Origin of the sequence: Porphyromonas sp. KLE 1280 (assembly GCF_000700805.1) — a bacterium.
In the GTDB taxonomy this organism is placed as follows: Bacteria; Bacteroidota; Bacteroidia; order Bacteroidales; family Porphyromonadaceae; genus Porphyromonas; species Porphyromonas pasteri.
Map to the genome: position 1 here is coordinate 205,584 of NZ_KL362964.1, position 25,623 is coordinate 231,206.

Genomic DNA, 25,623 nt, shown 5'->3' on the forward strand with positions numbered 1-25,623 from the left:
GCGTGTCGTATAGATACGGGAGGGAAGGGGCGGCTATTAGAGCTCGCAGCTTCGCTTCTATTGAGAGGGAAGAGACTGTTGCCGAGAGTCCTGTCCACTATTTATTCTGCTAAGGCATCGGCGCCCAGCTCCCCGATATGCCTCTCCGAAGTGACACACAAGCCCTTCGCCTTATCGCGCATATTCCTCTTATCCAGCGGAGGGAAAAGCATCGTTCTCGTGAAGAAAAAAGCGCCTTCACGTAGTAGTTTTTCCATATCCATGCACGTAGTCTTAAAGACCAGGTACGTCAATCCAAATATCCACGTACGTAGATATTAGATCCACGTACGTAGTCCAAACTTATCTGCCACTCGTCCGCAACTTTTATCCCTACGCGGAGCAACAACCTGATAGAGGTCACTTCACCGAGCTATATAGCTTCGCACCGAAAGCTATATAGGAATCGAGCCAAAGCTATATAGCTTTCTTCGCCATCCTATATAGCTCTGCCCACGTACTCATATACCTATATACGGAACCAGTACTGGTACGATAGGGTGAGTAGTACTGGTTCGCTCGCTGACCAGTAGTGGTCGCTTTTTTGATCAGTGGAGGTAGTGTCTATGGTGCTGTGGGATAGCTTGTTGATTTGGTGTGAAAATGGTGGGTATTTCTCTGCTGATAGTAGCTGTCTGTAGGGGACTTGAGGGGCTCATAAAAAAGGGCTATGTTTTCCACTTTCGGCAGGTGGATATTTTCCCTTTCGAAGGGGCGAAAAACCTTCCTCCCTCTCTCGATGTCGAGAGATAATTTGGCATATCGGTCCGTAACCGCTGATTGATATCGGGAGCAATACCCCGATGCTTAGCGGGCTGTAGAGGTTGTGGATAACTTTTCCCTTTGGATGTGTGTAACCCTATGGATAAATGCATACATTTGTCCCAGTACCCGACGTTGCTCCCCCGAAGAGATCAATCACCTTGATCAGGGAGGAAGAAAGGGTCGGCCAACCACAACCTAACTACACAACTACTTAAGATCCTATGGGACAAGAGTCGATTTACATCCTCAAGCGGGATGGAAGTCAGCAACCTTATGACGGCGAGAAGATCCGCAGTGCTGTCGATAAGGCCTTCCGTGCCGCAGGCCTCATCGATGAAGAAGGCTATGCTCTCCGTATCGAGTCACTCATCCAGAGCGAGCTCTGTCATCGCAATGCTCAGGTCGCTGTCGAGGAGATCCAAGACCGTGTCGAGGCTGAGCTGATGAACCTCGCGCCTCAGGTCGCCAAGAAGTACATCATCTATCGTGAGTGGCGCACCGTCCAGCGTGAGAAGCGCACGACCCTCAAGCGCACTATGGATGGTATCGTCTCCATCGAGAAGAATGATATCAATCTGGGCAATGCGAACATGAGTGCCTACACGCCCTCGGGGCAGATGATGACCTTCGCCTCTGAGGTGACTAAGGACTATGCGATGAAGTACCTCCTCTCGGCACCCTTCGCTCGTGCCCACGCTGCGGGAGATATTCACATCCACGACTTAGACTACTATCCTACGAAGACCGCTACGTGCGTGCAGTACGACCTGGCGGATCTCTTCGAGCGAGGCTTCCACACGAAGAATGGGAGTATCCGTACCCCACAGAATATCCAGAGCTACGCCACACTTGCGACGATCGTCTTCCAGACGAATCAGAACGAAGAGCATGGCGGGCAGGCTATCCCAGCCTTCGACTTCTTCATGGCCCCTGGCGTGCGTAAGACCTTTATCCGTCAGCTCGCCGACCGCCTCCTCTATGCGCATAGTCTCCTCTCGGGGAGAAGCTTTTCTGACGAAGAGCGTAAGGGCTTCGTCGAAGCACTCCGTGACCTCGAGCCCCCTCTCGCTCATACCGATGCTGCAGCCGAAGCTCTCGCTGCCGGCCTTGAGCGTATCGGCTGTCAGCTCCCCGCTACGGCCGTGCGTCTTGCCCTCGAAGAAGCCTATCAGCGCACCAAGCGCGATACCCATCAGGCGATGGAGGGCTTCGTACACAACCTGAATACCATGCATTCGCGTGGCGGTAATCAGGTCGTCTTCAGCTCGGTCAACTATGGTACCGACACCTCCGAAGAGGGCCGGATGGTCATCCGTGAGCTCCTCGCTGCTACCGTCGAGGGCTTAGGCCAAGGCGAGGTGCCTATCTTCCCCATCCAGATCTTCAAGGTCAAGGAGGGCGTGAACTACTCCGAGGCAGACTATGCGAAGGCACAGGCAGACTTCGCTGGTGCGCTGGCTGGGAAGTACACCTTCGAGACGCCGAACTTCGACCTCCTGCTCTTGGCGTGTAAGACGACGTCGCACGCCCTCTTCCCGAACTTTGTCTTCCTCGATACGCCCTTTAACCAGCACGAGCTCTGGCGCGCTGATGACCCGAAGCGCTACCTGCATGAGATCGCTACGATGGGCTGCCGTACGCGCGTCTTCGAGAATGTCTGTGGGTCCAAGACCTCTGTCGGGCGTGGGAATCTCTCGTTCACGACGATGAATCTGCCCCGACTGGCTATCGAAGCCTCTCGCCGTGCCCAGCGTGAGCTCCCTACGGCTCCCGTGGAGCAGCAGCAGGAGCGTGCGAGGGTACTCTTCCTCGAGTCGGTGCGTGAGATGGCTACCTTCATCGGCGACCAGCTGCATGAGCGCTACCTCTACCAGCGCTCGGCCTTAGCTCGTCAGTTCCCCTTCATGATGGGCAATGACGTGTGGAAGGGTGGTGCAGCCCTCGCTCCACAGGACGAAGTGGGCTCGGTCTTCGACAGCGGCACGCTCGGTATCGGCTTCATCGGTGGGCATAATGCGATGATGGCACTCTACGGTGATGGCCATGGACGCAGCGACCGCTCTTGGCAGACGCTCTATGATGCCGTGCAGGTGATCAACGAAGTGGTGCGCGAGTACAAGCAGAAGTACCACCTCAACTACTCCGTCCTTGCTACTCCTGCCGAAGGCCTCTCGGGGCGCTTCACCCGTATGGATCGCAAGCGCTACGGCATCATCCCTGGGGTCAATGACCTCGACTACTATGTGAACTCCTTCCACGTCGACGTGCGCGAAGAGATCGGTATGCACGACAAGATCCGTCGTGAAGCCCCCTTCCATGCGATCACGCTTGGTGGGCATATCAGTTATATCGAGCTCGACGGTGAGGCGAAGAAGAATGTCTCCGTCATCCTCAAGCTCGTCAAGACAATGAAGGATACGGGTATTGGCTACGGCTCGATCAACCACCCCGTAGATACGTGTCAGGACTGTGGCTATCGTGGGATCATCTACGATAAGTGCCCCGTCTGTACCAGCGATCGCATCGCTCGTCTGCGTCGTATCACAGGCTATCTCACCGGTAGCCTCGAGAGCTGGAACTCTGCTAAGCAGGCAGAGGAACGCGACCGCGTGAAGCATCACTGATCCTCCCAACTCATACTATTAAGCAGCTGACGAAGAGCCTGGGTCCCGAGGCGGCTCCCCGCCGACGGACTCCAGGCTTCGTCTTATCCATCCCACTCCTCACCCCCGTCTCCGTGCGCCTCCTCAACGTCTATCGTGAGAGTATCAGCGATGGCCCCGGCCTTCGCTACTCGATCTATCTGGCCGGTTGCCGCCACGCTTGCCCGGGATGTCACAATCCTGAGAGCTGGTCGGCCGAGGCGGGTATTCCCCTTACCGAGGAGGTGCTCAGCGATATGATCGAGGAGATACGGGGCAATTCTCTCCTGGACGGTATCACTGTCTCGGGGGGAGATCCCTTCTATGACCCCACGGCACTCGCTAAGCTCTTAGCACGCCTACGACGTGAGACGGGGCTCTCGATCTGGTGTTACACGGGCTATACGGTGGAGTACCTCCTGCAGTCAGAGGCGCATCGCCCTGCGCTCGAGTTCATCGATGTGCTCGTCGATGGCCCCTTCGTCCAGAGCCTTCTTGACCCGCGCCTCTACTTCCGTGGTAGTCGTAATCAGCGGCTGGTGCATATTGATCACAGTGTGCCCCTGTCCGAGGCGGCACTCTCGTTCCTTGACGATGCCTTCTAAGGCGCACTCTTGCTGTCTCGAGCCTTCTCCTTATCTTTATATCTCACGGGGGGCTTCCCCTGCTGACACATCCACTTACCTTCCTATTAGACGATGATCTACTTCCTTGGGGCACTCTGCCTCGTCTTCCTCGTGCTCTTCCTCTACGCAGGGAAGCGCATCAAAGAACTGACTGATGTAGCTGCAGCCGCTGAGCGTGCCGAGCATGAGAAGGCGCTCGAGCTCAAGACGCTGGAGACGAAGCTCCAGACGACCACCGAGGCGCATCAAGAGCTTCGCCAGCGCTACGACGCCCTCCAGCAGAAGGCTGATGAAGCCGCTGTGAGCCTTGCTGCCCTCAAGACCGAGCGTGCCAGCCTCGCCTCCGAGCTGGAAAAACTCCAGGCAGAGAAGGGCAAGCTCGCCGAAGAGCTGCGCGATAGCTTCCGTGCTGTCGCGAATGACATCATGCGCGAGCGTACCGAAGACCTCGACAAGCGCACGAAGGAGACTCTATCTCCGCTGCGTGAGGATCTCAAGCGCTTCGGTGAGCAGGTAGATAAGACCTATCAAGAAGAAGCCCGCGAACGCTTCAACCTCAAGGACTCCATCGAGAAGCTCATCCTCCGTAGTCAGGAGATCAGTCAGGAGACCACCAGCCTCACGCGTGCCCTACGTGGTGATAGCAAGGTGCAGGGTGACTGGGGTGAGTTGGTCCTCGAGCGCATCCTTGATCAGAGCGGGCTCATCCGTGGCGAGCATTACTTCGTGCAGGAGACGCTGCGTGATGAGTCGGGAGCGGTCATCACGACGGGAGATAACCGTGGTGGACTTCGCCCTGACGTCATCGTCCGCTACCCCAATCGGGGTGCCATCGTTATCGACAGCAAGGTCAGCCTCACCGCCTATGCGCGCTATGTCGCCGCTGAGACAGACGCAGAGCGTGACCAAGCACTCAAGGAGCACCTCCTCAGCCTGCGTAAGCATATCAATGAGCTCTCAGGCAAGCGCTACGAAGAGTACACAGAGGGCTCGCCGAACTTCGTCATGCTCTTCATCCCCAACGAGCCGGCCTACACCATAGCGCTCGCCCACGATCCCACGCTCTGGGAGGAAGCCTATCGGAAGAATGTCGTCCTCATCAACGGTACGAACCTCATCGCTGCCCTGCGTATGGCGCAGGATATGTGGCAGCGTGATAGCCAGCAGCGCAATGTCTTGCAGATCGTCGATGAGGCGGGTAAGCTGTATGATAAGTTCGCCACCTTCTCCGAGACCTTCCTGAAGATCGAGAGCAAGCTCGAGGATGCGCAGAAGGCGTTTGGCGAAGCTAAGGGTCAGCTCCGTGATGGTCGTGGCGATATCCTCGGCCGCTTTGATAAGCTGAAGGCACTGGGAGCCAAGACGAAGAAGGCACTGCCAGGCGGTATCCAGCCTCCAGCATCAGCCTCCGAAGACGAATAGACTCCGCTTCTCTGCGGAGATCGATAGACCTAACTAAGTGCGACAGCCAGTTATCCAATAAGAGGATAGCTGGCTGTCGCGCTCTTGTCGGGGAGGGGTATACTACGAGGCTTCGTATTGAATTCGTAAATTTGTACTCATCAGGAATAAGATCACTTACTTAAACGACTATAAATGGCTAAATCTAAGGACGAGAAGAAGCGCAATGGGATTATCCCCGAGCCGACGCTGCGCCGACTCCCTTGGTATCTCTCCTTTGTAAAGCTTCTCCAAACAGAAGGACATAAGTACGTCTCCTCACCCCGCATCGCTTCGGGTGTCGGGGTCGATGCTGCGCTCGTGGCGAAGGACCTCTCGTATGTAGAGCTCCAGGGGCGTACACGCGTCGGCTATGAGACGGAGGCTCTCATCAACTACCTCGAGGAATTCCTCGGCTTCACGAAGCGTCATCAGGCCTTCCTCGTCGGTGTCGGGAGCTTGGGCTCTGGGCTCCTTTCGGACAAGGGGCTACGGCAGTTCGGCCTTGAGGTGACCGCAGGCTTTGACGTCGCAGAGGATATCATCGGTACGGAAGTCTCGGGGATCCCCGTCTATCATATTGATGAGCTGGCGACACGTATCGAGAGCGAAGGCATAGAGATCGCCATCCTCACCGTACCTATCCTACAAGCGCAGCTGATGACTGACCGCTTGGTGCGTGCTGGTATCCGTGCGCTGTGGAACTTTACGCCCGTTCGTATCCAGACGCCCGACCATGTCGTCGTGCAGAATACCTCGATGTATGCGCACCTGGCACTGATGTTCACCCGCATGAAGGCACTCCAGGAAAGTCAACCTACTACCCCCAGTAGTAAGCCTCGCTCCAGCCGATGAAGATCTTAGGCGTAGGCTTCAATTACCGCCCGCACGTAGCCGAAGCACCTCAGCTCGGCCTTCCTAAGCAGGCGGTAGATACTCCTCCACTCTTCTTCCACAAGGGCGATGCGCTACTCAAGCCCCGTACGCCCTTCTTCCTCCCCGATATGGGTTCGTCCATCGAATATGAGGCGGAGCTGGTCATCCAGATCAGTCGGGTAGGGAAGTGCATCGCTGAGCGCTTCGCCCATCGCTACTATGATCGTGTGACGGTGGGTATTGACTTTACGGCACGCGACATCCAGCGACGCGCTATGGCTGAGGGCCGTCCGTGGCTGGAGGCTAAGGTCTTCGACGGCTCGGCTGTCGTAGGCGAGTGGCTGGATAAGACGGAGCTGGGCTATCCCGAGCGCCCCATCGCCTTCTCGCTACGGCGTGACGGAGAGGTGGTGCAAGAGGCCGATAGCTCAGAGATGATCCATAGCTTTGATGCGCTGATTGCCTATGTGAGTCGCTTCCAGACGCTACGTATGGGCGACCTCATCTTTACGGGAACCCCTGCAGGTGTCGGACCTATAGCTATCGGGCAGACCCTCGAGGGCTTCATCGGCGAGCGCAAGGTGCTCCACGTCCCCATCAAGTAGCTGGCTACCCTTTCGTGTAGACCACACCCCATCGCCCCACGGATCCGCTTGTGATCGGTGGGGCTTTTTTGTGCCTTGCGCAATGGTCCCATATAATAGGTGTATAGGTGCTTCGGTAGAGCTATATAGGATGGCGAAGAAAGCTATATAGCTTTGGCCTGATTCCTATATAGCTTTCTCTTGATTCCTATATAGCTTTGTGAAGTGACCTATATTGGGTTGTTCCTCCGCGTAGGGATAAAAGTTGCGGACGAGTGGCAGATAAGTTTGGGCTACGCACGTGGCTCTAATATCTACGTGTGTGGATATTTAGATTTACGTGCCTGGTCTTTAAGACTACGTGCATAGATAGAAGAATACCACTACGGGAAGGCGCTTTTTCCTTCACGAGAAGGGTGCTTTTCCCTCCACTGGATAAGAAGAATACTCGCGATAAGGCGAAGGGCTTATGTATCTCTTCGGAAGGGGCATATCGGGGAGCTGGGCGTGCGATACCTTAGCACAATAAATAGAGAGCAGGACTCTGCCGCAGCAGTCTCATTAGATGTGGGGAGAGTTAACGCCGATAAGTTGTGTCTATACCTACATATAGGTTGTCTATGTGGGGGCAAATAACTATTCATAGGTATTTACTCGCCTCCTTGTAGCCTATAACTTTGCTTGCTAATTTCCACCCCTGCGTCTATGCGGGTCTGTGGGGAACATGAAGCAGAGATAATATATAAGGTATAAGCTATATGAGTGACATGAAATCGGCATTCCGTAGTAAGCGCCTGCGTCGCTTCCTCTTCGGCGGGATTGCCCTCGCCCTTGTCGCCCTCGTCGCCTACTTTGTTTGGGGACGCTATGGGTCGACGACGCGCATCGCCCTGGTGAACTTCCCCGGCTATCAGTCTTCGGGGATCATCCTCTCCAATGACACTAAGCACGTCCGCTATGACGAGCTGGAGCAGGGGGATATCGATAAGTTCGACAGCTACGACTGCGTCCTGGCCTTCGGTATGGGCCTCAAGTGGAATGATGAGCAGCGTGCCGAGATCAAGAAGCTGGGTGATAAGGGCCTCCCTATCAAGGTCGTCTATGCCACGACGAAGGAGAATGAGATCTCCAGCCTCGATGCAGCTAAGGATCAGCGCATCAGCGAGTATCTCGACAACGGGAATAAGAAGAACTACCGCTCTCTGTCACACTATATCCGTCGCTACATCGATGGGAAGAAGTGGTTCGCTCCCGAGCCTGATTCGGTAGCTCCCAGCTCGGCCGACGTCTACTACCATATTGATGAGAACGTCGCCTTCGATAAACTCGCCGACTACGAAGCCTATATCAAGAAGCAGGGCTTCTATCATGAGGGGGCGAAGAAGGTCCTCGTCATCGGGGGGCTCAACGATCCCTTCAGCGGCAATAAGCAGAACCTCGATAGCCTCATCACCAGCCTCGACCGTGCGGGGCTCAATGTCTATCCCGTCTCTTCCTTCTCTGACCGCCTCCGCTTCATCCAGGAGGTCTCACCTGACCTCATCATCCACTTCCCTCACGGGCGTATCTCGATGATGGGGGGGGATCGCGTCGTCGAATACCTGCGTGAGCGCAATATCCCCGTCATCGCTCCCCTGACGCTCATGACCAGTCGTGAGGAATGGGAGGCTGATCCGCAGGGTATGATGGGGGGCTTCCTCTCACAGACCCTCGGTATGCCCGAGCTTGATGGAGCTATTTATCCCTACGTACTCACTACGCAGGAGAAGAATGACGACGGGCTCTACGTCCTCAAGGCTGTACCCGAGCGCCTCAAGAAGCTCACCGAGCTGGTGCAGCGCTTCCTCACCCTGCAGACTAAGCCCAATAGCGAGAAGAAGCTCGCTATCTACTACTTCAAGGGCCCAGGGCAGGAGACGCTCGCAGCGCAGGGTATTGAAGTCGTGCCCTCGCTCTACAACCTCCTGCTCCGCCTCAAGGCTGAGGGCTATAACCTCACGGGACTCCCTACGGATGTGAAGGCCTTCGAGGCGCAGCTGATGCGTGAAGGTCCCGTCATCCAGTCCATTGCTGGCGGGCAGATGGAGGAATACCTCAAGACGGGTAATCCGGCTTGGGTCGATAAGGCAGACTTCGATAAGTGGATCGCCGAAGACCTGACGCCCCTTCAGATCAAGGAGCTGGAGGAGACCTACGGCCCCACGCCAGGGAGCTACATGACCCGTACCTCTTCGGCTGGTACGCCACAGCTTGCTGCTACGCGCATCCAGTACGGCAATGTCGTCCTGCTCCCTCAGCCTGTAGCGGGTATCGGTAGTGACAACTTCGCTATCGTGCACGGTGCCGCTTCGCCTCCCCCTTATCCCTATGTCAATGCCTACCTCTGGGCTCGCCACGTCTTCGGGGCAGATGCCTTGATGCACTTCGGTACGCACGGGAGCTTGGAGTTCACCCCGAAGAAGCAGGTCGCACTCAGCGCCAATGACTGGGGTGAAGCACTTATCGCACCTTACCCACACTTCTACTATTATACGATCGGGAATATCGGGGAGAGCATGATGGCTAAGCGTCGCTCTTACGGTAGCCTCATCTCCTATATCACCCCTCCCTTCGACGAGAGCAAGACGCGTCATACCTTCACAGACCTGCAGCAGGCCATCGAGAAGTACTACGAGCTGAAGGAGCCTGCGGCAAAGGACACGCAGAGCCTGGCGGTGAAGAAGCTCGCTGTCGGCCTCGGTATCCATCGTGAGCTCCGCTTAGACTCGATCCTCACGAAGCCCTATACCGCTAAGGATGTCGAGCGTATCGACAACTTCGCTGAGGAGATCGCCTCAGAGAAGGTCAATGGTCAGCTCTATGTCACGGGCGTGCGCTATACCCCAGCGAAGACGACCTCCACGGTGCTGGCGATGACGGCTGACCCCATCGCTTACGCCAAGGCTCGACTGGATCGCCTGCGTGCCGCTCAGCCCATCGACAATACAAGCAATAAGCACCGCTTCTATAAGGAGTACCTCCAGCCCGCTCAGCAGCTCGTCCGTGGCATCCTCGCCTCGGGCTCGGTGAGCGAAGCTACTGTCCTCTCCTATGGTGGTATCACGAAGGAGCAGCTGGAGCGTATCCATGCACTCGCTGCTCCTAAGAAGCCCATGGGGATGAAGGCGGCTATGGCGGCTGCCAAGGGCGATAGCAGTAAGTCGGGAGGTAAGCCTACCCGCCTTGATCAGATCCGTGGCGGTAGCCTCAAGGATAAGCCCGCTGGTCATCCTGGCGGTCATCCTGGTGGGCACCCAGGGAGTAAGCCTCAGGGACACGCTGCCGACACGCCCGAGCCATCGAAGAAAGAGCGGGATGAGATGGAGGCCGTCACCGAGCTGGAGCGTGCTATCCTCAACGTCATCACCTATCGTGATGCCCTGCAGAATAGCCCTCGCCTCGAGCTCGATGCTACGATCAATGCCCTCAACGGGGGCTTCACCGCACCCTCGTCGGGTGGTGATGCCGTCGCCAACCCACAGGCTGTGCCTACGGGTCGCAACCTCTATTCGGTCCGTGCTGAGAGCACACCTTCGCAGCGTGCTTGGAGTCAGGGTGTACAGCTCGCTCAGGCTACGCTGAAGGCCTACAAGGAGCAGCACGGCAAGTATCCCACGAAGGTCAGCTATACCTTCTGGAGCAGTGAGTTTGTCGAGACCGAAGGGGTGACTATCGCCCAGGTGCTGTATATGCTCGGGGTCGAGCCCGTGCGCTCGCAGTTTGGCTCGGTCGAGGATGTTCGCTTGATCCCCACCTCCGAGCTGGGTCGCCCACGTATCGACGTGGTCATCCAGACCTCGGGACAGTTCCGTGACCTCGCAGCATCGCGCCTGGCGCTGATCACGAAGGCCGTCGATCTGGTCGCTTCTCTCGGCAAGGAAGATCAGGAGAACTACGTCGCTGCAGGCTCCGTCGCCACAGAGAAGGAGCTCGTCGAGCAGGGCCTTTCGCCTAAGGAAGCCCGCGAGCTGGCGAACGTCCGCATCTTCGGTGGTATCAATGGTATGTATGGTACCGGCATCCAGGAGATGGTCACCGCTGGAGACAAGTGGGAGCAAGAGAAGGAAATCGCAGATGTCTATCTGAATAATATGGGTGCTGCCTACACCGGTAAGCAGGAGGACTGGGGTCGCTTCGTCAAGCCTCTCTTCCGTGCTGCACTCAAGAATACCGACGTCGTCGTGCAGCCCCGTCAGAATAATACTTGGGGTGCACTGAGCCTCGACCACGTCTATGAGTTCATGGGCGGTCTCACGCTCTCGGTACGTAATGTCACGGGGAAGGATCCCGATACCTATCTCGCCGACTATCGCAACCACAGCAACATGCGTATGCAGGACCTCAAGGAGGCTATCGGTGTCGAGAGCCGTGCTACCGTCCTCAACCCTGAGTACGTGAAGGAGGTCCTCGCTGGTGGCGCTAACAGCGTCGCCAACATCACCGAGGTCGTCACGAATACTTACGGGTGGAATGTGATGAAGCCCGAGGTCATCGACAAGGAGCTCTGGGATCAGCTCTACGATATGTATATCCGCGACGTCAATAATCTCGGTGTCGCTTCGGCATTCGAAGGGAAGAGCCCCGCAGCCCTCGAGGAGATCACTGCTGTGATGCTTGAGACAGCTCGTAAGGGGATGTGGAAGGCTTCACCCGAGCAACTCTCTACGCTCGCTCAGCGTCATTCGGAGCTCGTCGCTAAGTACGGCCCCTCGGGTGGTGGTATGTCGGCAGACAATAAGAAGCTCCGTGCCTTCATCTCCCAGCAGCTCTCTCCCGAGGCCGCCAAGCAGTACCAGGCTCAGATGAAGCAGATGGACGAAGGTTCTTCGGCCGATGCACCCAGCCAGAATGGTATGGTGATGAAGAAGGAGACGGTCGCTGATCAGGCTGGTGCCCTGACGCGTAGCTTCAATGGTCTATGGATCGTAGCTGGGGTAGCTGTCCTCTTCATTGGCCTCCTCGTCCTCCTGCGTATCAAGCGTCGCCGTGATGCTGAGTAGTCCCCTGATGCTAACCTCTATCTTCTCGGTGTAGCTGATGGAACTCGTCGTCCAGATCCTCCTGCTCTTCATCATCGTAGCCTCCGTGCTACGCCTCTCCTTTGAGCGGGGCTGGATCATCCCCACACTCTTTGCTGTCGTGGCAGCTGTCTTCGTCTACTTGACCTATCCCTATGCGATCGAGCAGACGAAGACCGGCCTCGCAGCCTATATCGCCGACCGCTCGCTACGTGAGTATGCAGCCATCTTCATCTCGCTGGATGTGGCACTCATCGTGGCCTACAGCTTCTCCCGTCTGAGTCACCCACGTGGTCGAAGGGGTAGGGTGATAGCCTTCCTCCTGCGCCTCTATCCAGGGGTGCTTATCTTCCCCGTGCTCTTCTATCTGCAGTCGACGCTGATCTTCGCCCTGCCTGGGATGGACTTCGGGGTTGTCTCCCTCCTCCTTGCCGCAGGGACGGTGGTGCTCCTGCTGGGGCTTACCTTCCTCTTGCGCTTCCTCCTGCCCGAGGAAGAGCAACGTCTGGAGGTGCTCTTCTTAGTAGAGCTCTTTGTCTTCATCCTCGGGATCATCGCTTCGGTCGATGAGACCATCCGTATGGCACCCACCGAGAGCCCCATCCAGTGGGGTGGGCTGGTGCTGACCCTTGGCATCGGACTGCTGTGCTTTGCCGTGGGCTACTTCGCTCCCCGTATCCGTCGATCACTTAAACACAAATAATACATACCCGCACTTATGGATCAGATATCCAAGGTACTCTTCGTCATCTCGAATAGCCTCCTCATCCCCGACATCCTCTTCCTCATCATCCTCTTTATCCGTTCGCTCATCCTCGTCGGGGGCTTCTATAATAGCTTCATGCAGCGCCGCCGCATGAATGCGCTCCTCGGCGATGTGCGTGCTCTCAATGCTGGGAACCTCTCCGAGCTGTCGGGCCGCCTGCCTAAGTCCAACCGCTCTCCCTTTATCGATCATCTTGATGACTTGCTCACACGCGAAGGCCTCACGGAGGACTATGCGAACTACGTCATCAGCAGCTACGAGAATATCTGCGAGAAGGACCTCTCCCTCTCTAAGCTCCTGACGAAGGTAGGTCCAGTGCTCGGTCTGGTCGGGACGCTCATCGCTATGAGCCCTGCACTTGTCGGTCTCTCCTCGGGGGATATCGGCGCGATGGCCTATAATATGCAGGTCGTCTTCGCTACCACCGTCGTCGGTCTGGTAATCAGCTTGGCTGGTCTGGTGACCCTGCAGTACAAGCAGCGCTGGTATACCAAGGATGTAGCTCTCCTCGACTACATCTCTTCGCTCCTCCTTGATAGCCGTACGAAGTAACTATGGGACGCAAGCCACGCCGCCCGAGCAAGCTCATGCAGGGCGAAGATACCGACCCTCTGACCGTCGTCGTCAACCTCTTCGACGTATCCATGGTCTTCGCCGTCTCCCTCATGGTCGCTATGGTGATGAACATGAATATGACTGAGGTCTTCACGCAGGAGGACTTCTCCGTGGTGAAGAATCCAGGGAAGGAGAATATGGAGATCATCACGAAGAAGGGCGGTAAGATCGAGCGCTATACCCCCTCTGATGAGAAGACCGATAAGTCCAGCTCCCGCGGTCGCCGTGTCGGCGTTGCCTATGAGATGGAGGATGGTCAAGTCTACTACGTCCCCGAGGACGCCCTACCTGCTGAATCAAAGTAGTTTCATTTATCCTCATATATGCCGCAGACCAAGCTCCTGCTGACCCTCTTGACGAGCCTGACGCTTAGTGCTGAGCTCGCTCTACCTCCTCTTGCTGCTGCACAGACCACTCAGCAGACGACGGCCTTCACCATCACAGGCACCGTCGTTGAGCGGGATGGTAGTCCCCTCTACGGGGTGATCGTCCGAGCTGGGAATGCTAAGACGATGACCAATGCAGGCGGTCACTTCACGCTCACCCTTGCCACACGGCCCGAGGGCGGACGCCAAGCTCTCACCCTCTCCGCTGTCGGGAAGAAGACCCAGCAAGTGACCTTCGTTGAAGGCCATCCGCTACGTGTCGTCCTCGAGGATGCCGTCGGGGAGATCAAGGAGGTCGTCGTCCGTGCTCGCCCCAATATCAATGCCCTTGACCTACGTGCCCGCTCGGGTGTCGTGGCACAGGTCGATATGAAGCTCCTTGCGCAGAAGCCGATGATCGACCTCTCGCTGGCGCTGCAGGGTGCTGTGCCTGGTCTCACTGTCGTCAATCGTGGTGAGCTCGGTATGAAGCCAGAGATCCGTATCCGTGGCAATAACTCCTTCACCAAGGGCGATGCTGCCAATGAGCCCCTCTATGTGCTCGATGGGAAGATCATCTCTCCGCAGGCCTTCATGACGCTCAATCCGCTCGACATACGTGAGATCAAGGTGCTCAAGGATGCTGTAGCGACAGCGCTCTATGGGGTGAAGGCTGCTAATGGCGTGCTGGAGATCTCCTCACGTCGTGGCGTCTCGGGCCCTATGTCGATTAGCCTCAGTACGCAGGCGGGTGTCACGCTACGCGGTCGTCAGACTACGACGATGATGGATACTGATGAGAAGCTCGAGCTGGAGCGCCGTATGCAGGTGACTACGGCGCCAGGCTACCTCTTCTCTCCGGACTTTATCTCCTCGGCGACGCTCAGCGACCTCCGTCAGAGCTATCAGTCGACACTCGGTATTGCCCCGACGTGGACGCGAGAGGAGTATCTGGCTTACGGGAGCAGACAGCTTGATTCCCTGCGTCAGATCCATACAAACTGGTGGCACGACCTCATTCGCCCCAATTCCTATCAGAGCCACAACCTCAGCTTGCGTGGTGGGAGCCAAGATGTGACCTACTACGTCTCGGGCAACTTCTCCCGCCAAGGTGGGCAGCTGGAGGGAAACGATACCAAGCGCTTCACTCTTACTAATAGCCTCGACTGGCAGAGTCGCCTCGGCTTCGTGTCGCTTGGCCTCACGGGAGGCTATGCTAAGACGAATAGCCCGAATAGCAGTGACTTCAGCCCCCAGCAGCTGGTCTATGAGCTCAATCCCTATGAGACGAAGAGCTCACAGCAACTCTTCTCCTACCCTGGGCGCAAGTACAGCGACCTCACGGGGCAGTTCCGTCGCTGGACGAAGGAGGTTCGCTTCGGTGCAAGCCTGAGTGCTAACCTCCGTCCCTTCGAGGGGCTGCAGCTGGATGCTGTCCTCGGTCTTGACTACGTGCTCAATGAGAGCGAGCAGATCACTCCCGCCACGGCTTATAGTGAGGTGACGCGTCGCCGTCCCATCGAGCGAGGGATGATCTCCGTGGGCAAGAACACCGACTTCAACTACTCGGCCAATCTTCGTGCGACCTACCAGCGTCTCTTCGCCGAGAAGCACGATTTCAGTATCTCTGCCAATACCGACTACTACTACAGCGAAGGCCGGCTGCTCTCGGTGACGGGGCATGGTATCGGCCTGCAGGAGTATCTGGCAGGGGTGAATAAGGGCCTCACGTCAGCAGACCTGCGTCCCGACTTCTCTGGCTCTAACGCCACATCCGCTCAGCTGGGCTTCGGCCTGGCTACGGGCTATACTTACGATAAGAAGCTTGATCTCTTCGCTGCCTATAAGGCGGATGCCTCAAGCCTCCTGCCCCGTGACAAGCGTTGGAATACCGCGTGGGCACTCGGTGGAGGCCTGCATCTTGAGGAACTTCTCCCCTTCCTACGTGGTGGAAGCCTACTGACGGGGCTTGGACTAAAGGCTTCGTGGGGGCTGACAGCAAGCCTCGGGGGGATTACCTCAGCCTCAGCTGTGCCCATCTTCTCCTACCAGCAGAGCTCTTTCTACGCAGATCAGTATCGCCTCGTCCGCCTCTCCACTCTCTACAATGATCGCTTGAAGCCCGAGCAACTCAAGAGTGTGGATCTCGGGCTCTCCGTGCAGCTGGCTCATGCCCATACGCTCGACGTGAACCTCTATCGCCGAGACACTGAGGACGCCCTGATCATGACGGATATCCCAGCGAGCAATGGCTTCCTCTCGATGCTGGATAATGTCGGTAGTCTGCGTAACGAAGGTGTGGAGCTCTCTGCTTCCTCTCGGCTTCTTAGCGGTGAAGACTGGCGCCTCTCGCTCCGTGCAGCCTTGGCCTATAACCGCAGTAAGGTACTCGACCTCTATGGGAAGACCGCCATCTATTCGGGCGACAATGTCTATCCCGACTACGAGGTGGGTCGCTCTTATGACTATGTCTATGGGCTGGATGCCCTCGGGGTCAATCCACTCTCGGGCGAACTGATGTTCCGTGACCGACAGGGGGCGGAGCAGAGCTTCGGTAAGACGATTGTGCGCGATGACCTCGTGGGTATCGGCTACCGCACACCACCCTATACGGGTACCTTCGGCCTGACCTTCGGGTACAAGGCGCTGGAGCTGGATGCTCAGTTCTACTACGTCTTCGGGGGCTTCAAGGCCTACTCGATGACCTATGTGCGTGGGGTCTCCGATGTGAATAAGAATGCCATCGCGGGGCAGGTCTCTCGTACGTGGTTCGCCCTCGGTGATGAAGATCGCCTCTATCCCAACCCACGAGCGGGGACGCAGACCTTCAACAATCTCTCACACTATCCCAATACGCGGATGATCTCGCGCAGTGACTACCTGCGTCTCTCGATGCTGAGCCTGCGCTACCGCCTCTCCTCATCGCTGCTACACCATATGGGCGACGTCGTGAAGTACGCTACGATAGCCCTGCAGGGCTCGAATCTCTTCACGCTCACACCATACAAGGGCGGTAGCCCTGAGTCGGGTACCTATGACCTCGGTGTGCAGCCCGTCCTTACCCTTCACCTCAATCTCAACTTCTGATGTCCTTGCTTCTCCGACGCTCTGTGCTACGGATGCTCTGCTCCGTCCTCGCGGTGGTGCCCTTCCTCTCGGCCTGCTCACTGGATATCCCCGTGGAGAATGAGTTGACCGACCCGAAGGCAATCTCCTCCGTGCAGACGGCTTATGAGGCGCTTGCCTCCGCCTATAGCTCCTATCCGAAGGTGGAGCTCGAGCTTAGTCTCCTCTCTGACGAACTGGTGCCCACGCATCGTGCCAGCCAAAGCCCGCAGATGGCACAGCTCTATGCCTATACCGACTATGCCCTGCAGAGTCTGGCCTCTGACCTCTGGTCGGGCTACTACGAGACCATTAAGGATGCGAACGCTGTGCTCGTTCGCCTCCCCGACCTCCGCTCACGACTCTCCTCTGCTGAGCAGCTCCAGCTCGACTACCTCGCAGGCGAGGCGAAGACCCTCAAGGCGCTCTCTTACCTCCAGCTCCTCCAGCTCTTCGCTACGCCCTATGATGATGCCGAGCATACGGCAGGGATCATCCTCAAGGACCGTGTGGAGCGTGAGGAACTCCCACGTAGCACAAAGGCCGAGACGGTGCAGGCTATCGAGCGTCTGCTGAAGGAAGCCCTCACGGCTTTCGACACGACGACGCGCCCGCCCTACGGCTCTGCCCCAGGCTTCGTCAATGCCGCTACGGCTCGTGCACTCCTTGCTCGCCTCTATCTCTATGCTGGCGACTGGGCTAAGGCCGAGGAGGTGACTCGCACGCTCGTCCCTACGACGCTCCCTGCTTCGATGATCCCCACGACACCTCTTGCTTGGTCGCAGGGCGCATCTACTATAGCCCTCTTCGCCAGCTCGGTGCCCGTGACCTACTATAATAGTATCTACGCTCAGGCGAAGTCGGCTACTAATGCGACCTACCAGCTCCCCCAGCGAAGCTACTTGGCCTCGACGGACCTCCGTCATCGCAGCTATGCCCTTGACAGCACCCTGCAGGTCGATGCTACGACGACCCGCTCGCTGCAGATCGTCGGGAAGTATGCCGCCCTCCTCTTCGCTGGCGGACTGCCTTCTTACAACTGTGTCGTGCGTACGACGGAGCCCATCTTCCTGCGTGCTGAGGCCTTGGCTCGCAGTGGTGATCAGACGGCTGCACGCGACCTCCTCAATAGCTACCTCCGTCTGGTCGGTGCAGATGAGGTCGCTTTGACCGTGACGGGCAGTGCTCTTATCGATGCTATCATCGCCGAGAAGGCGAGAGAGTTCGCCGGCGAAGGCCTACGCTTCTTTGACCTCAAGCGTCTGGGACTACCTATAGAGCACTATACCCCCAATGAGGAGCGTGTCTCCCTCACACTACCAGCAGGGAGCTATAAGCGCACCCTGCCACTGCCCGCCTCCGAGCGCTCAAATAAGAACCTCGGGGCACAGAACCCAGGGTGGCCTGAGCTCACCCATTGATCTCATCCTTTTACTATCGTATCTCCATTATGAAGACTTCCCTTTATCATCGCTTACGGAGCATCGGGGCCATCGGGCTCTTCTCGCTGCTCCTCCTCGCACTCCTTCCCTCGTGTGCGAAGGATACCCCCGACAATAAGTATCGTGGGGAGAATAAGATCCAGCTGCGTCTGCCCGACGGCTCTCGCTCAGTCCTCATAGCTGCGACCTCTACCTCTCCTATTAAGGTGACCGTCCGCCTGACTTCTCGTCGCACGGACGCGGTCACGCTACAGCTCAGTCTCACGGGTGAAGCTGCCTCATCCCTCACCCTCTCCTCGAAGACGCTTACGATCCCCGCAGGTCAGCTCGAGGGAGAGGTCGTCATCACACCTTCGGCTAAGGCAGTGACGACCCAGCAGCAGGCCAAGCTCTCCGTCACGTCCACCGCCTCGGGGCTTATGGTCGAGGGCGATCTGACCATCACGATCTCACCCTTCCCCGTGTGGACGCCTACGGCTGCTCAGCAGGCGCTCATCGACGGCTATCGTGCCAAGGGGATCGACCTCTCCACGATCCTCGGCTATCATACGGTCGAGGGTAGTGTCGACTGGGCTGGCTTTACCGACTACGACTATGGTACGGATATCCGTTCGAAGGCCACCTGGCGCATCAGCGGTGCCACGATGCTTGTCGAGCTGAGTGACCGTGCTACGGCCGACCAGCCCGTACTGAAGTTCTCATACAATGCCCTTGGTTTGAATGATATCTATAAGAAGCTCTGGGACGGCTACACGGTCGATAATCTCCTCTACTTCTATGCCGAAGGGAGATCAAGTCTGGAGGTGATGAAGGCGATCAACTGGACGCGATCCTCTGCGGAGACCTTCAATGTCGTGCTGGATAACGTCCGTGTGAATGCTTCCACGGGTACGCTCACCTTCACGGGTAAGCGCCTCTCGGGTATGCCTGCGACTTATCCGCTCCGCGAAGAGGAGTCAGACAGCCCCATCGTCGTACCCTTCACCTACGAGTCCTCGGTATGGACGCGTGTGATGGCGAAGATCGCCGCTGAGCCGACCTTCAAGGAGACGGTCGAGACGACCGAAGAGATGGAGCTGTACAGCATCCTCTCCAACACGGGTATTGACGAAGACCGTACGGCCGAAATCGAGGCTACCGAAGGCCACTACGTGAAGCCCGAAGGGAGGATCGACCTGAAGAAGGGTACGCTCTCCTTCACGTTCCCCTTCCACGGCCACAACTCGGATTACTATTCGGTGGTGAAGGTGACTTCGCAGCAGCGCAAGTAAGCTCCCGCATTACCGCTCTGAATACCCGCCCCCGAGGCTGTCTGACTACGCCGTAGTCAGCGGCCTCGGGGGCGGTCTTTTATAGGGTAGGGGAGATACTGTTCCTTATGAGACCTTGCACAATAGTCCCATATCGGTATATGGGTGGATAGAGCTATATAGGGATGGCGAAGAAAGCTATATAGCTTTCGGTGCGAAGCTATATAGTTTTGTGGAGTGACCTATATATAGGTTGTTGCTCCACGTAGGGATAAAAGTTGTGGACGAGTGGCAGATAAGTTTGGACTACGTACGTGGCTCTAAAATCTACGTACGTAGATATTTGAGTTTACGTGCCTGGTCTTTAAGACTACGTGCGTAGATAGAAGAATATCACTACGTGAAGGCGCTTTTTTCTTCACGAGAATGACGCTTTTCCTTCCGCTGAATAAGAGGAATACTCGCGATAAGGCGAAGGGCTTGTGTTTCACTTCGCAGAGGCCTATCGGGGAGCTGGGCGTGCGATGCCTTAGCACTCTAAATGGAGGACAGGAATCTAAAGCAGCAGTCTTGAGTGTGGGTGTTATTTTTTCATATTTGTAGTGGAGTACGCAATCTCCATTAAGACGCATGCTACGTAGCCGTAGAATCTAAATCATCGTATGAAGAAACTCCTCTTTTCTTTGCTCTCTCATCCACGAGACTTGGCAATGCCCCCACGCACCTGTACCTCCCTTCGTCATAAATGTGTTGAAGCCAGTATCCTATTGGCTGGCATTTTATTTGTCCTTATCTCTTGCCCTACGGCCTTTGCTCAGGAGGTGTCCTCGCTGGGTAAGCTTGGTACGGAGCGAGTCGACTCCGTGAAGAAGATAGTCGTCGATACTGCAAAACTTCGACTACTATATAAGTGTACCTACCGCCCCGACACGGCCAACCTGAAGCGAGAGGGTGAGGCCTGGCGCCTTCTGCAGGTGGAGTCGCATGCGACGAAAGAGTGGACGATGGGGGCAGAGCGCATTGATTCACTGCGTGATACCTCGGCTGCTCAAGGGCGGACTTGGATGGAGATCTTACCGCTCTACATGGGCGCACTCTCTCAGCAGGCGCGGGACTATCAGATGATCCTTGCGGATATGAGGAGCGGTGTGCTTACGGAGCAGAACAACATAGTCGTAGATGAGTACCTCTACGAGGAGCCTATTCCTACACAAAGGTGGGAGTTGCTTCCTGGAGATACCACGCTACTCGACTACCCTTGTCGCCGAGCAAAGACCCACTTTCGAGGCCGTGACTTCATCGCTTGGTATAGCGATGAGTTACCCTTTAGTGTCGGGCCTTGGAAGTTCTCGGGCCTTCCGGGACTGATCCTCTGTGTCTATGATACGCAGCGTCACTATGTGTACGAAGCCGTGGGGCTGGAGTATGCTAAGGTGGGCGAACTGATTTACCTCAGTCCTCGCTCCAGCGAGCAGCGGGTGAGCCGACAGGATTATCTCAAGGCCAAGGCGGCCTATGCCTGTGATCCAGCTGCTTATATGCGACAAATCCCTGGGGTGATTTACTCCAAGGAGACCTTTCGTCGGATGAAGCCTCGCTCGTACAATCCGCTGGAGCGCGAATAGCGATCTCTATTCTACCTCTCTCCGAGGGTGCGGAGCAAAGCGGTAGAAGACAAGGATAATAACGAGTAGTCGGACTCCCTGAGCTTCACCCATGACGCACTCTAATTATGAAGTCGCGAGCTGTTGGGGGGCAGAGGTAAGGCTACAAGGGCTCTTGACTCGGGGCAGTCTTACAGAAAGAGGGTGGATGTTACCTTAGTATGAGCCTCGGATTTGGAGGCGGGAGCACAGGTGAAATCCTCTTGCAGAATCAAAAGTTCTTCCTATCTTTGCGGACAAGAAAACCCCTTGAGGGGTCTTAACCCTGCGGTAGTAGCTCAGTTGGTAGAGCATCAGCTTCCCAAGCTGAGGGTCACGAGTTCGAGCCTCGCCTACCGCTCACCATGTGAGGGGGTATCCTTCTTTCCAGAGGAGGGATATCCCCTCTCTATTTGCTACATACACTACTCTCTAAGCTCATTCACGTAATGATGACTACTCCACTTCTCGGGGTAGACCTCGGTCAGATCGCCTCAGCGATAGGGCATGAGTTTACCCTCTTCAGCCTCGACGAGCTCTACAAAGCGTTCTTCACGCTCTTCGTCACCATCGACATCATCGGGGCTATCCCCATTATCCTCTCACTCAAGTCCAAGGGGAAGACCTACCACTCCGCACAGGTCGGGATCTATTCGGGGATTATCCTGATTGCCTTCCTGCTCGTAGGGGAGCCACTCTTAGGGTCTTTCGGTGCGGATATCTCGACCTTCGGGGTCGCTGGGGGGATCGTACTCTTTGTGATGGCCGTCGAGATGATCTTCGGTATCGAGATCTTCAAGTCCGAGGACGACTCAAGCGGCAATACGACCTTCGTACCGCTGGTCTTCCCGCTCTTTGCGGGAGCAGCCTCGTTCACGACGCTCCTGACGCTGCGCTCGGCTGGTATCGCGATGATCAATCTGGCACTGAGTATCGTGCTGAACATGGTCCTCGTCTACCTCGTCCTGCGCTATGTCTCGCTCCTCGACCGTATCCTCGGTAAGAACGGGGTCTACATCCTACGTAAGTTCTTCGGGGTTGTCCTCCTGGCGATCTCGGTGAAGTTCATCACAAAGAATCTGATCGAAGTCATCGCCATGGTACAGCATGGGGTGGCCGCTCTCGGACAATAATAGTAATCACCATCCTCCCCGCGCAAGTGGGGAGGCCTCATAGGCGACATGCGTGTATCCTCGATAAGGGGCTGCACGCATATCGTCTCTATAAAAGCAATGTAATATGAAGCATGGATTTGTCAAGGTCGCAGCCGCTGTCCCCTTCGTGCGGGTCGCTGACTGCGAGTACAATGTCGAGCGAATAGAGGCTCTGGTACTGGAGGCTGACGCCAAGGGCGTAGAGATCATCACCTTCCCAGAGCTCTCCATCACGGGCTATACGTGTGGAGACCTTTTCCTCCGCCCTTTCCTCAACGATCAGGCTGAGGCTGCACTGCTTCGCCTTGCAGAGCGTACGGCACATACCTCGGTGCTCATCATCGTCGGTATGCCTATCCGCATCCAGTCACAGCTCTTCAATGCGGCTGTCGCCCTTCAGTCGGGGCAGATCCTCGGGGCTATCCCCAAGACTTATCTGCCGAACTACCGTGAGTTCCAGGAAGCACGTTGGTTCGCTGCTGCGCGTGACCTCAAGCTGGCTCACGTACAGATCGGCCGCTTCCAGGTGCCTATCGGGCACAACGTCCTCTTCCGCTCAGGCAAGCTCGCCATCGGTATCGAGATCTGCGAAGATATGTGGACGCCCTACACCCCAGGGACGCGCCTGGCACTCTACGGGGCACAGATCATCTTCAACCTCTCGGCGAGTAACGAGCTGGCAGGGAAGAATACCTACCTGCGTAGCCTCATCAGCGGGCTCTCCTCGCAGAACCTCTGCGGCTACGTCTATGCCTCCGCTGGCTATGGTGAGAGCTCTACGGATACCGTCTTCACGGGTAAGGGCTTCATCGCCGAGGTCGGTAAGCTCCTCGTCGAGACTCCGCGCTTCACCTACGAAGAGCGCCTGATCATCAGCGATATCGATGTGATGCGTATCGACAACGACCGCATGACGACCAATAGCTTCAATGACTCGATCGTCGACCATACGGAGCGTGGCCTCCTGACGGAGATCCCCTTCCGCCTACGCACCCACGAGGAGTCGCATGATGTCGATCGTCAGATCGAGCAGAATCCCTTCCTCCCCGAGAGCCGCAAGCGTGATGAGCGCGCCGAAGAGATGTTCGACATTCAGGTCTGTGGCCTCTCACAGCGCCTGCGCTTCATCGGGGCGCGTCATGCCGTCCTCGGTATCTCGGGTGGCCTTGACTCGACGCTGGCGCTTCTGGTCACCGTGGCAGCCTTCGATGCGCTGGGCCTTCCCCGCGAGGGTATCATCGCTGTGACGATGCCTGGGCTGGGTACGAGCGACCACACGAAGAACAATGCTATCGAGCTGATGCAGGGCCTCGGCGTCACGTCACGCACCATCGATATCACCGAGGCCTGTATGCAGCACTTCGCTGCTATCGGGCACGATCCCGAGGTGCAGGACGTCGTCTTCGAGAACACGCAGGCTCGTGAGCGCACGCAGATCCTCATGGACCTGGCGAATAAGTACAACGCTCCCGTCATCGGCACGGGTGACCTCTCCGAGCTGGCTCTCGGCTGGTGTACCTTCAACGGTGACCACATGTCGATGTACTCGGTGAATGCGGGTATCCCTAAGACGGCTATACAGATCATCGTCTCGCGTATGGCTGAGATCGGGAAGTTCGGTGCTGAGCTCTCGAAGGTCCTGCGCTCCGTCGTCGATACGCCTATCTCTCCCGAGCTGAAGCCTACGAATGCTAAGGGCGATATTGATCAGAAGACCGAGGATGTCGTCGGCCCCTACGAGCTGCATGACTTCTTCCTCTACAACTTCCTCGGCTACGGCTATCCACCTCAGAAGATCTTCTATATGGCGAAGGTGGCCTTCAAGGATAAGTACGATGCGAAGTCCATCAAGCGCTGGCTACGCGAGTTCTATCGCCGCTTCTTCGCCCAGCAGTACAAGCGCAACTGCCTGCCAGATGGACCTAAGGTGACGGCTGTGAGCCTCTCGCCACGTGGGTACTGGCGTATGCCCAGTGACGTGTCTTCCAATGCTTGGCTTGCTGAGGTCGATGCTTTGTCCGAAGAGTAGTCAGAGGGCATTGTACATTGAATAGTATTTTTTTGTACGTTTGTAGCCAGTTCGAGTTCCTGATATGTCAGCATGGTGCTGGCGGGGCGCTCGACTAACCAACACACATAGTACGATTATGAAGAAAGTATTTGTTTCATTCGCAGTACTGGCACTGGCTCTTGCCTCTTGCCAAGGTAACACGGAGGCATCGCAGAGCGATAGCCTGAATCAGGACTCTGTAGCTGCTGCAGTAGTAGACTCTACCGCTAACGTAGCTAACGAAGCTGCACTGGGTACCTACGAAGGTACGATCCCTGGTGCTGACGGCTCGGTGAAGACGACCATCGTCCTCAACGCAGACGGTACGTACAGCAAGCACGAAGAGTTCTCTAAGGCAGGCGCTGAGCCCATCGATGAGAACGGGACCTACAAGCTCGCTGCTGATGGTCTGCTGACGCTCATCACGCCTTCGTCCAACCTCGAGACCTACTACAAGGTAGGTGAAGGCAAGATCACGCTGCTCGACCAGACGACCAAGCAGCTCCCCGAAGGTGAGCTCGCTGCCCAGTACGACCTCGCAAAGAAGTAAGTCACCAACCGATACCCGCCCTCAGGCGGGAATAACCCTCAGGGGCTATGCCCTACAGCGTAAGCTGTGCAGGCGTAGCCCCTGCTGTTTTGGCCCTGTCGTGGTCGGTGATCTTGCTGGAGAAGCGGCTTGGCAGAGCGGAAGGATGCGAGTTTTTAAGAGTTTTTATACTTTTGCATCCGATAAGATTGTATTCATTCATCCTAAGAAGTATATGGCAAAGAGTAAGTTCCTCACCATCCTGGGTACCGTCGCTTCAGTGGCTGCTATCCTTATGTATGTCTCTTATATCAGCACGATCCAGGGCAACCTCAATGGTCAAAAGGGGGACTGGATCCAGCCTCTCGTCGCAGCGATCAACTGTACCCTCTGGGTCTTCTACGGCCTGCTCCAGCAGCCTAAGCGCGACTGGCCTATCGTGATCGCTAACGCTCCCGGTATTGTCTTCGGTCTGGCAGCTGCCATCACGGCACTGATGTAGTCCGACTCCCTTGGAGTAAAGACTCCCCGATATAGCCTTCGGCCCCGCCACATATCTACCGCTCTAAGGCGTAGTATGTGGCGGGGCCGAAGTGTATCTGTATAGGGCGGGATAGAGTGGGGGAATATAGGGCGGTGCTGCGACCAATATAGGTCGATGGGTTGACCAATATA

At 56.5% G+C, this 25,623-nt stretch carries 17 protein-coding genes and 1 tRNA gene; all 18 read left to right on the forward strand.

Annotation, left to right across the window (positions count from 1 at the left end; all coding sequences use genetic code 11):
* Nucleotides 1-1,025 precede the first annotated feature (1,025 nt).
* The 18 genes from HMPREF1121_RS06085 to HMPREF1121_RS06170 all read left to right on the forward strand — a co-directional run bounded on the left by HMPREF1121_RS06085 (nucleotide 1,026) and on the right by HMPREF1121_RS06170 (nucleotide 25,450).
* Nucleotides 1,026-3,428 carry an anaerobic ribonucleoside triphosphate reductase gene (locus HMPREF1121_RS06085; protein ID WP_044115346.1) on the forward strand — a complete coding sequence of 801 codons (2,403 nt, stop codon included), beginning with the start codon at nucleotides 1,026-1,028 and terminating at the stop codon, nucleotides 3,426-3,428.
* A 113-nt stretch (nucleotides 3,429-3,541) separates the two neighbouring features.
* Nucleotides 3,542-4,051, forward strand: coding sequence for an anaerobic ribonucleoside-triphosphate reductase activating protein (gene nrdG / locus HMPREF1121_RS06090; protein ID WP_044115351.1), 510 nt, complete (start codon nucleotides 3,542-3,544; stop codon nucleotides 4,049-4,051).
* Nucleotides 4,052-4,144: 93 nt separating this feature from the next.
* Nucleotides 4,145-5,494 (forward strand): DNA recombination protein RmuC, encoded by a 1,350-nt coding sequence (gene rmuC, locus HMPREF1121_RS06095; protein ID WP_044115352.1) that lies wholly within the window; start codon nucleotides 4,145-4,147, stop codon nucleotides 5,492-5,494.
* A 174-nt stretch (nucleotides 5,495-5,668) separates the two neighbouring features.
* Entirely contained in the window at nucleotides 5,669-6,367 is a 699-nt protein-coding gene (locus HMPREF1121_RS06100) for a redox-sensing transcriptional repressor Rex (protein WP_044115353.1), read from the forward strand.
* Entirely contained in the window at nucleotides 6,364-6,993 is a 630-nt protein-coding gene (locus HMPREF1121_RS06105) for a fumarylacetoacetate hydrolase family protein (RefSeq protein WP_044115354.1), read from the forward strand. Before HMPREF1121_RS06100 ends, HMPREF1121_RS06105 begins: the two co-directional genes overlap by 4 nt.
* A 746-nt stretch (nucleotides 6,994-7,739) precedes the next feature.
* Nucleotides 7,740-12,011 carry a cobaltochelatase subunit CobN gene (locus HMPREF1121_RS06110; RefSeq protein WP_052353634.1) on the forward strand — a complete coding sequence of 1,424 codons (4,272 nt, stop codon included), beginning with the start codon at nucleotides 7,740-7,742 and terminating at the stop codon, nucleotides 12,009-12,011.
* A gap of 37 nt (nucleotides 12,012-12,048) precedes the next feature.
* Nucleotides 12,049-12,732, forward strand: a complete 684-nt coding sequence (locus HMPREF1121_RS06115; RefSeq protein WP_052353623.1) for a hypothetical protein — start codon at nucleotides 12,049-12,051, stop codon at nucleotides 12,730-12,732.
* 15 nt (nucleotides 12,733-12,747) lie between these two features.
* On the forward strand, nucleotides 12,748-13,347 hold the full coding sequence (locus HMPREF1121_RS06120; protein WP_044115355.1) for a MotA/TolQ/ExbB proton channel family protein: 600 nt from the start codon (nucleotides 12,748-12,750) through the stop codon (nucleotides 13,345-13,347).
* A 2-nt stretch (nucleotides 13,348-13,349) separates the two neighbouring features.
* Nucleotides 13,350-13,715, forward strand: coding sequence for a DUF2149 domain-containing protein (locus HMPREF1121_RS06125; protein WP_044115356.1), 366 nt, complete (start codon nucleotides 13,350-13,352; stop codon nucleotides 13,713-13,715).
* An 18-nt stretch (nucleotides 13,716-13,733) separates the two neighbouring features.
* A complete protein-coding gene (locus HMPREF1121_RS06130; protein WP_052353624.1) occupies nucleotides 13,734-16,862 on the forward strand; it encodes a SusC/RagA family TonB-linked outer membrane protein in 3,129 nt (1,042 codons plus the stop codon).
* Nucleotides 16,862-18,301, forward strand: coding sequence for a RagB/SusD family nutrient uptake outer membrane protein (locus HMPREF1121_RS06135; RefSeq protein ID WP_044115357.1), 1,440 nt, complete (start codon nucleotides 16,862-16,864; stop codon nucleotides 18,299-18,301). The genes HMPREF1121_RS06130 and HMPREF1121_RS06135 overlap by 1 nt, the downstream gene beginning before the upstream one ends.
* 29 nt (nucleotides 18,302-18,330) lie before the next feature.
* Entirely contained in the window at nucleotides 18,331-19,593 is a 1,263-nt protein-coding gene (locus HMPREF1121_RS06140; RefSeq protein ID WP_044115359.1) for a DUF4929 family protein, read from the forward strand.
* A gap of 746 nt (nucleotides 19,594-20,339) precedes the next feature.
* On the forward strand, nucleotides 20,340-21,197 hold the full coding sequence (locus HMPREF1121_RS08670; RefSeq protein WP_198019167.1) for a GLPGLI family protein: 858 nt from the start codon (nucleotides 20,340-20,342) through the stop codon (nucleotides 21,195-21,197).
* Between the two features lie 306 nt (nucleotides 21,198-21,503).
* Nucleotides 21,504-21,576, forward strand: a tRNA-Gly gene (locus HMPREF1121_RS06150).
* A gap of 88 nt (nucleotides 21,577-21,664) precedes the next feature.
* Complete coding sequence (locus tag HMPREF1121_RS06155) at nucleotides 21,665-22,348, forward strand: MarC family protein (protein ID WP_082713145.1); 684 nt, start codon at nucleotides 21,665-21,667, stop codon at nucleotides 22,346-22,348.
* Nucleotides 22,349-22,454: 106 nt separating this feature from the next.
* The gene (locus HMPREF1121_RS06160; RefSeq protein WP_044115361.1) at nucleotides 22,455-24,398 is read left to right on the forward strand and encodes an NAD(+) synthase; all 1,944 of its coding nucleotides are present in this window, start codon (nucleotides 22,455-22,457) and stop codon (nucleotides 24,396-24,398) included.
* Between the two features lie 118 nt (nucleotides 24,399-24,516).
* Nucleotides 24,517-24,969 carry a copper resistance protein NlpE gene (locus HMPREF1121_RS06165; protein WP_052353626.1) on the forward strand — a complete coding sequence of 151 codons (453 nt, stop codon included), beginning with the start codon at nucleotides 24,517-24,519 and terminating at the stop codon, nucleotides 24,967-24,969.
* A 214-nt stretch (nucleotides 24,970-25,183) separates the two neighbouring features.
* The gene (locus tag HMPREF1121_RS06170) at nucleotides 25,184-25,450 is read left to right on the forward strand and encodes a SemiSWEET family transporter (protein WP_044115362.1); all 267 of its coding nucleotides are present in this window, start codon (nucleotides 25,184-25,186) and stop codon (nucleotides 25,448-25,450) included.
* Nucleotides 25,451-25,623 lie beyond the last annotated feature (173 nt).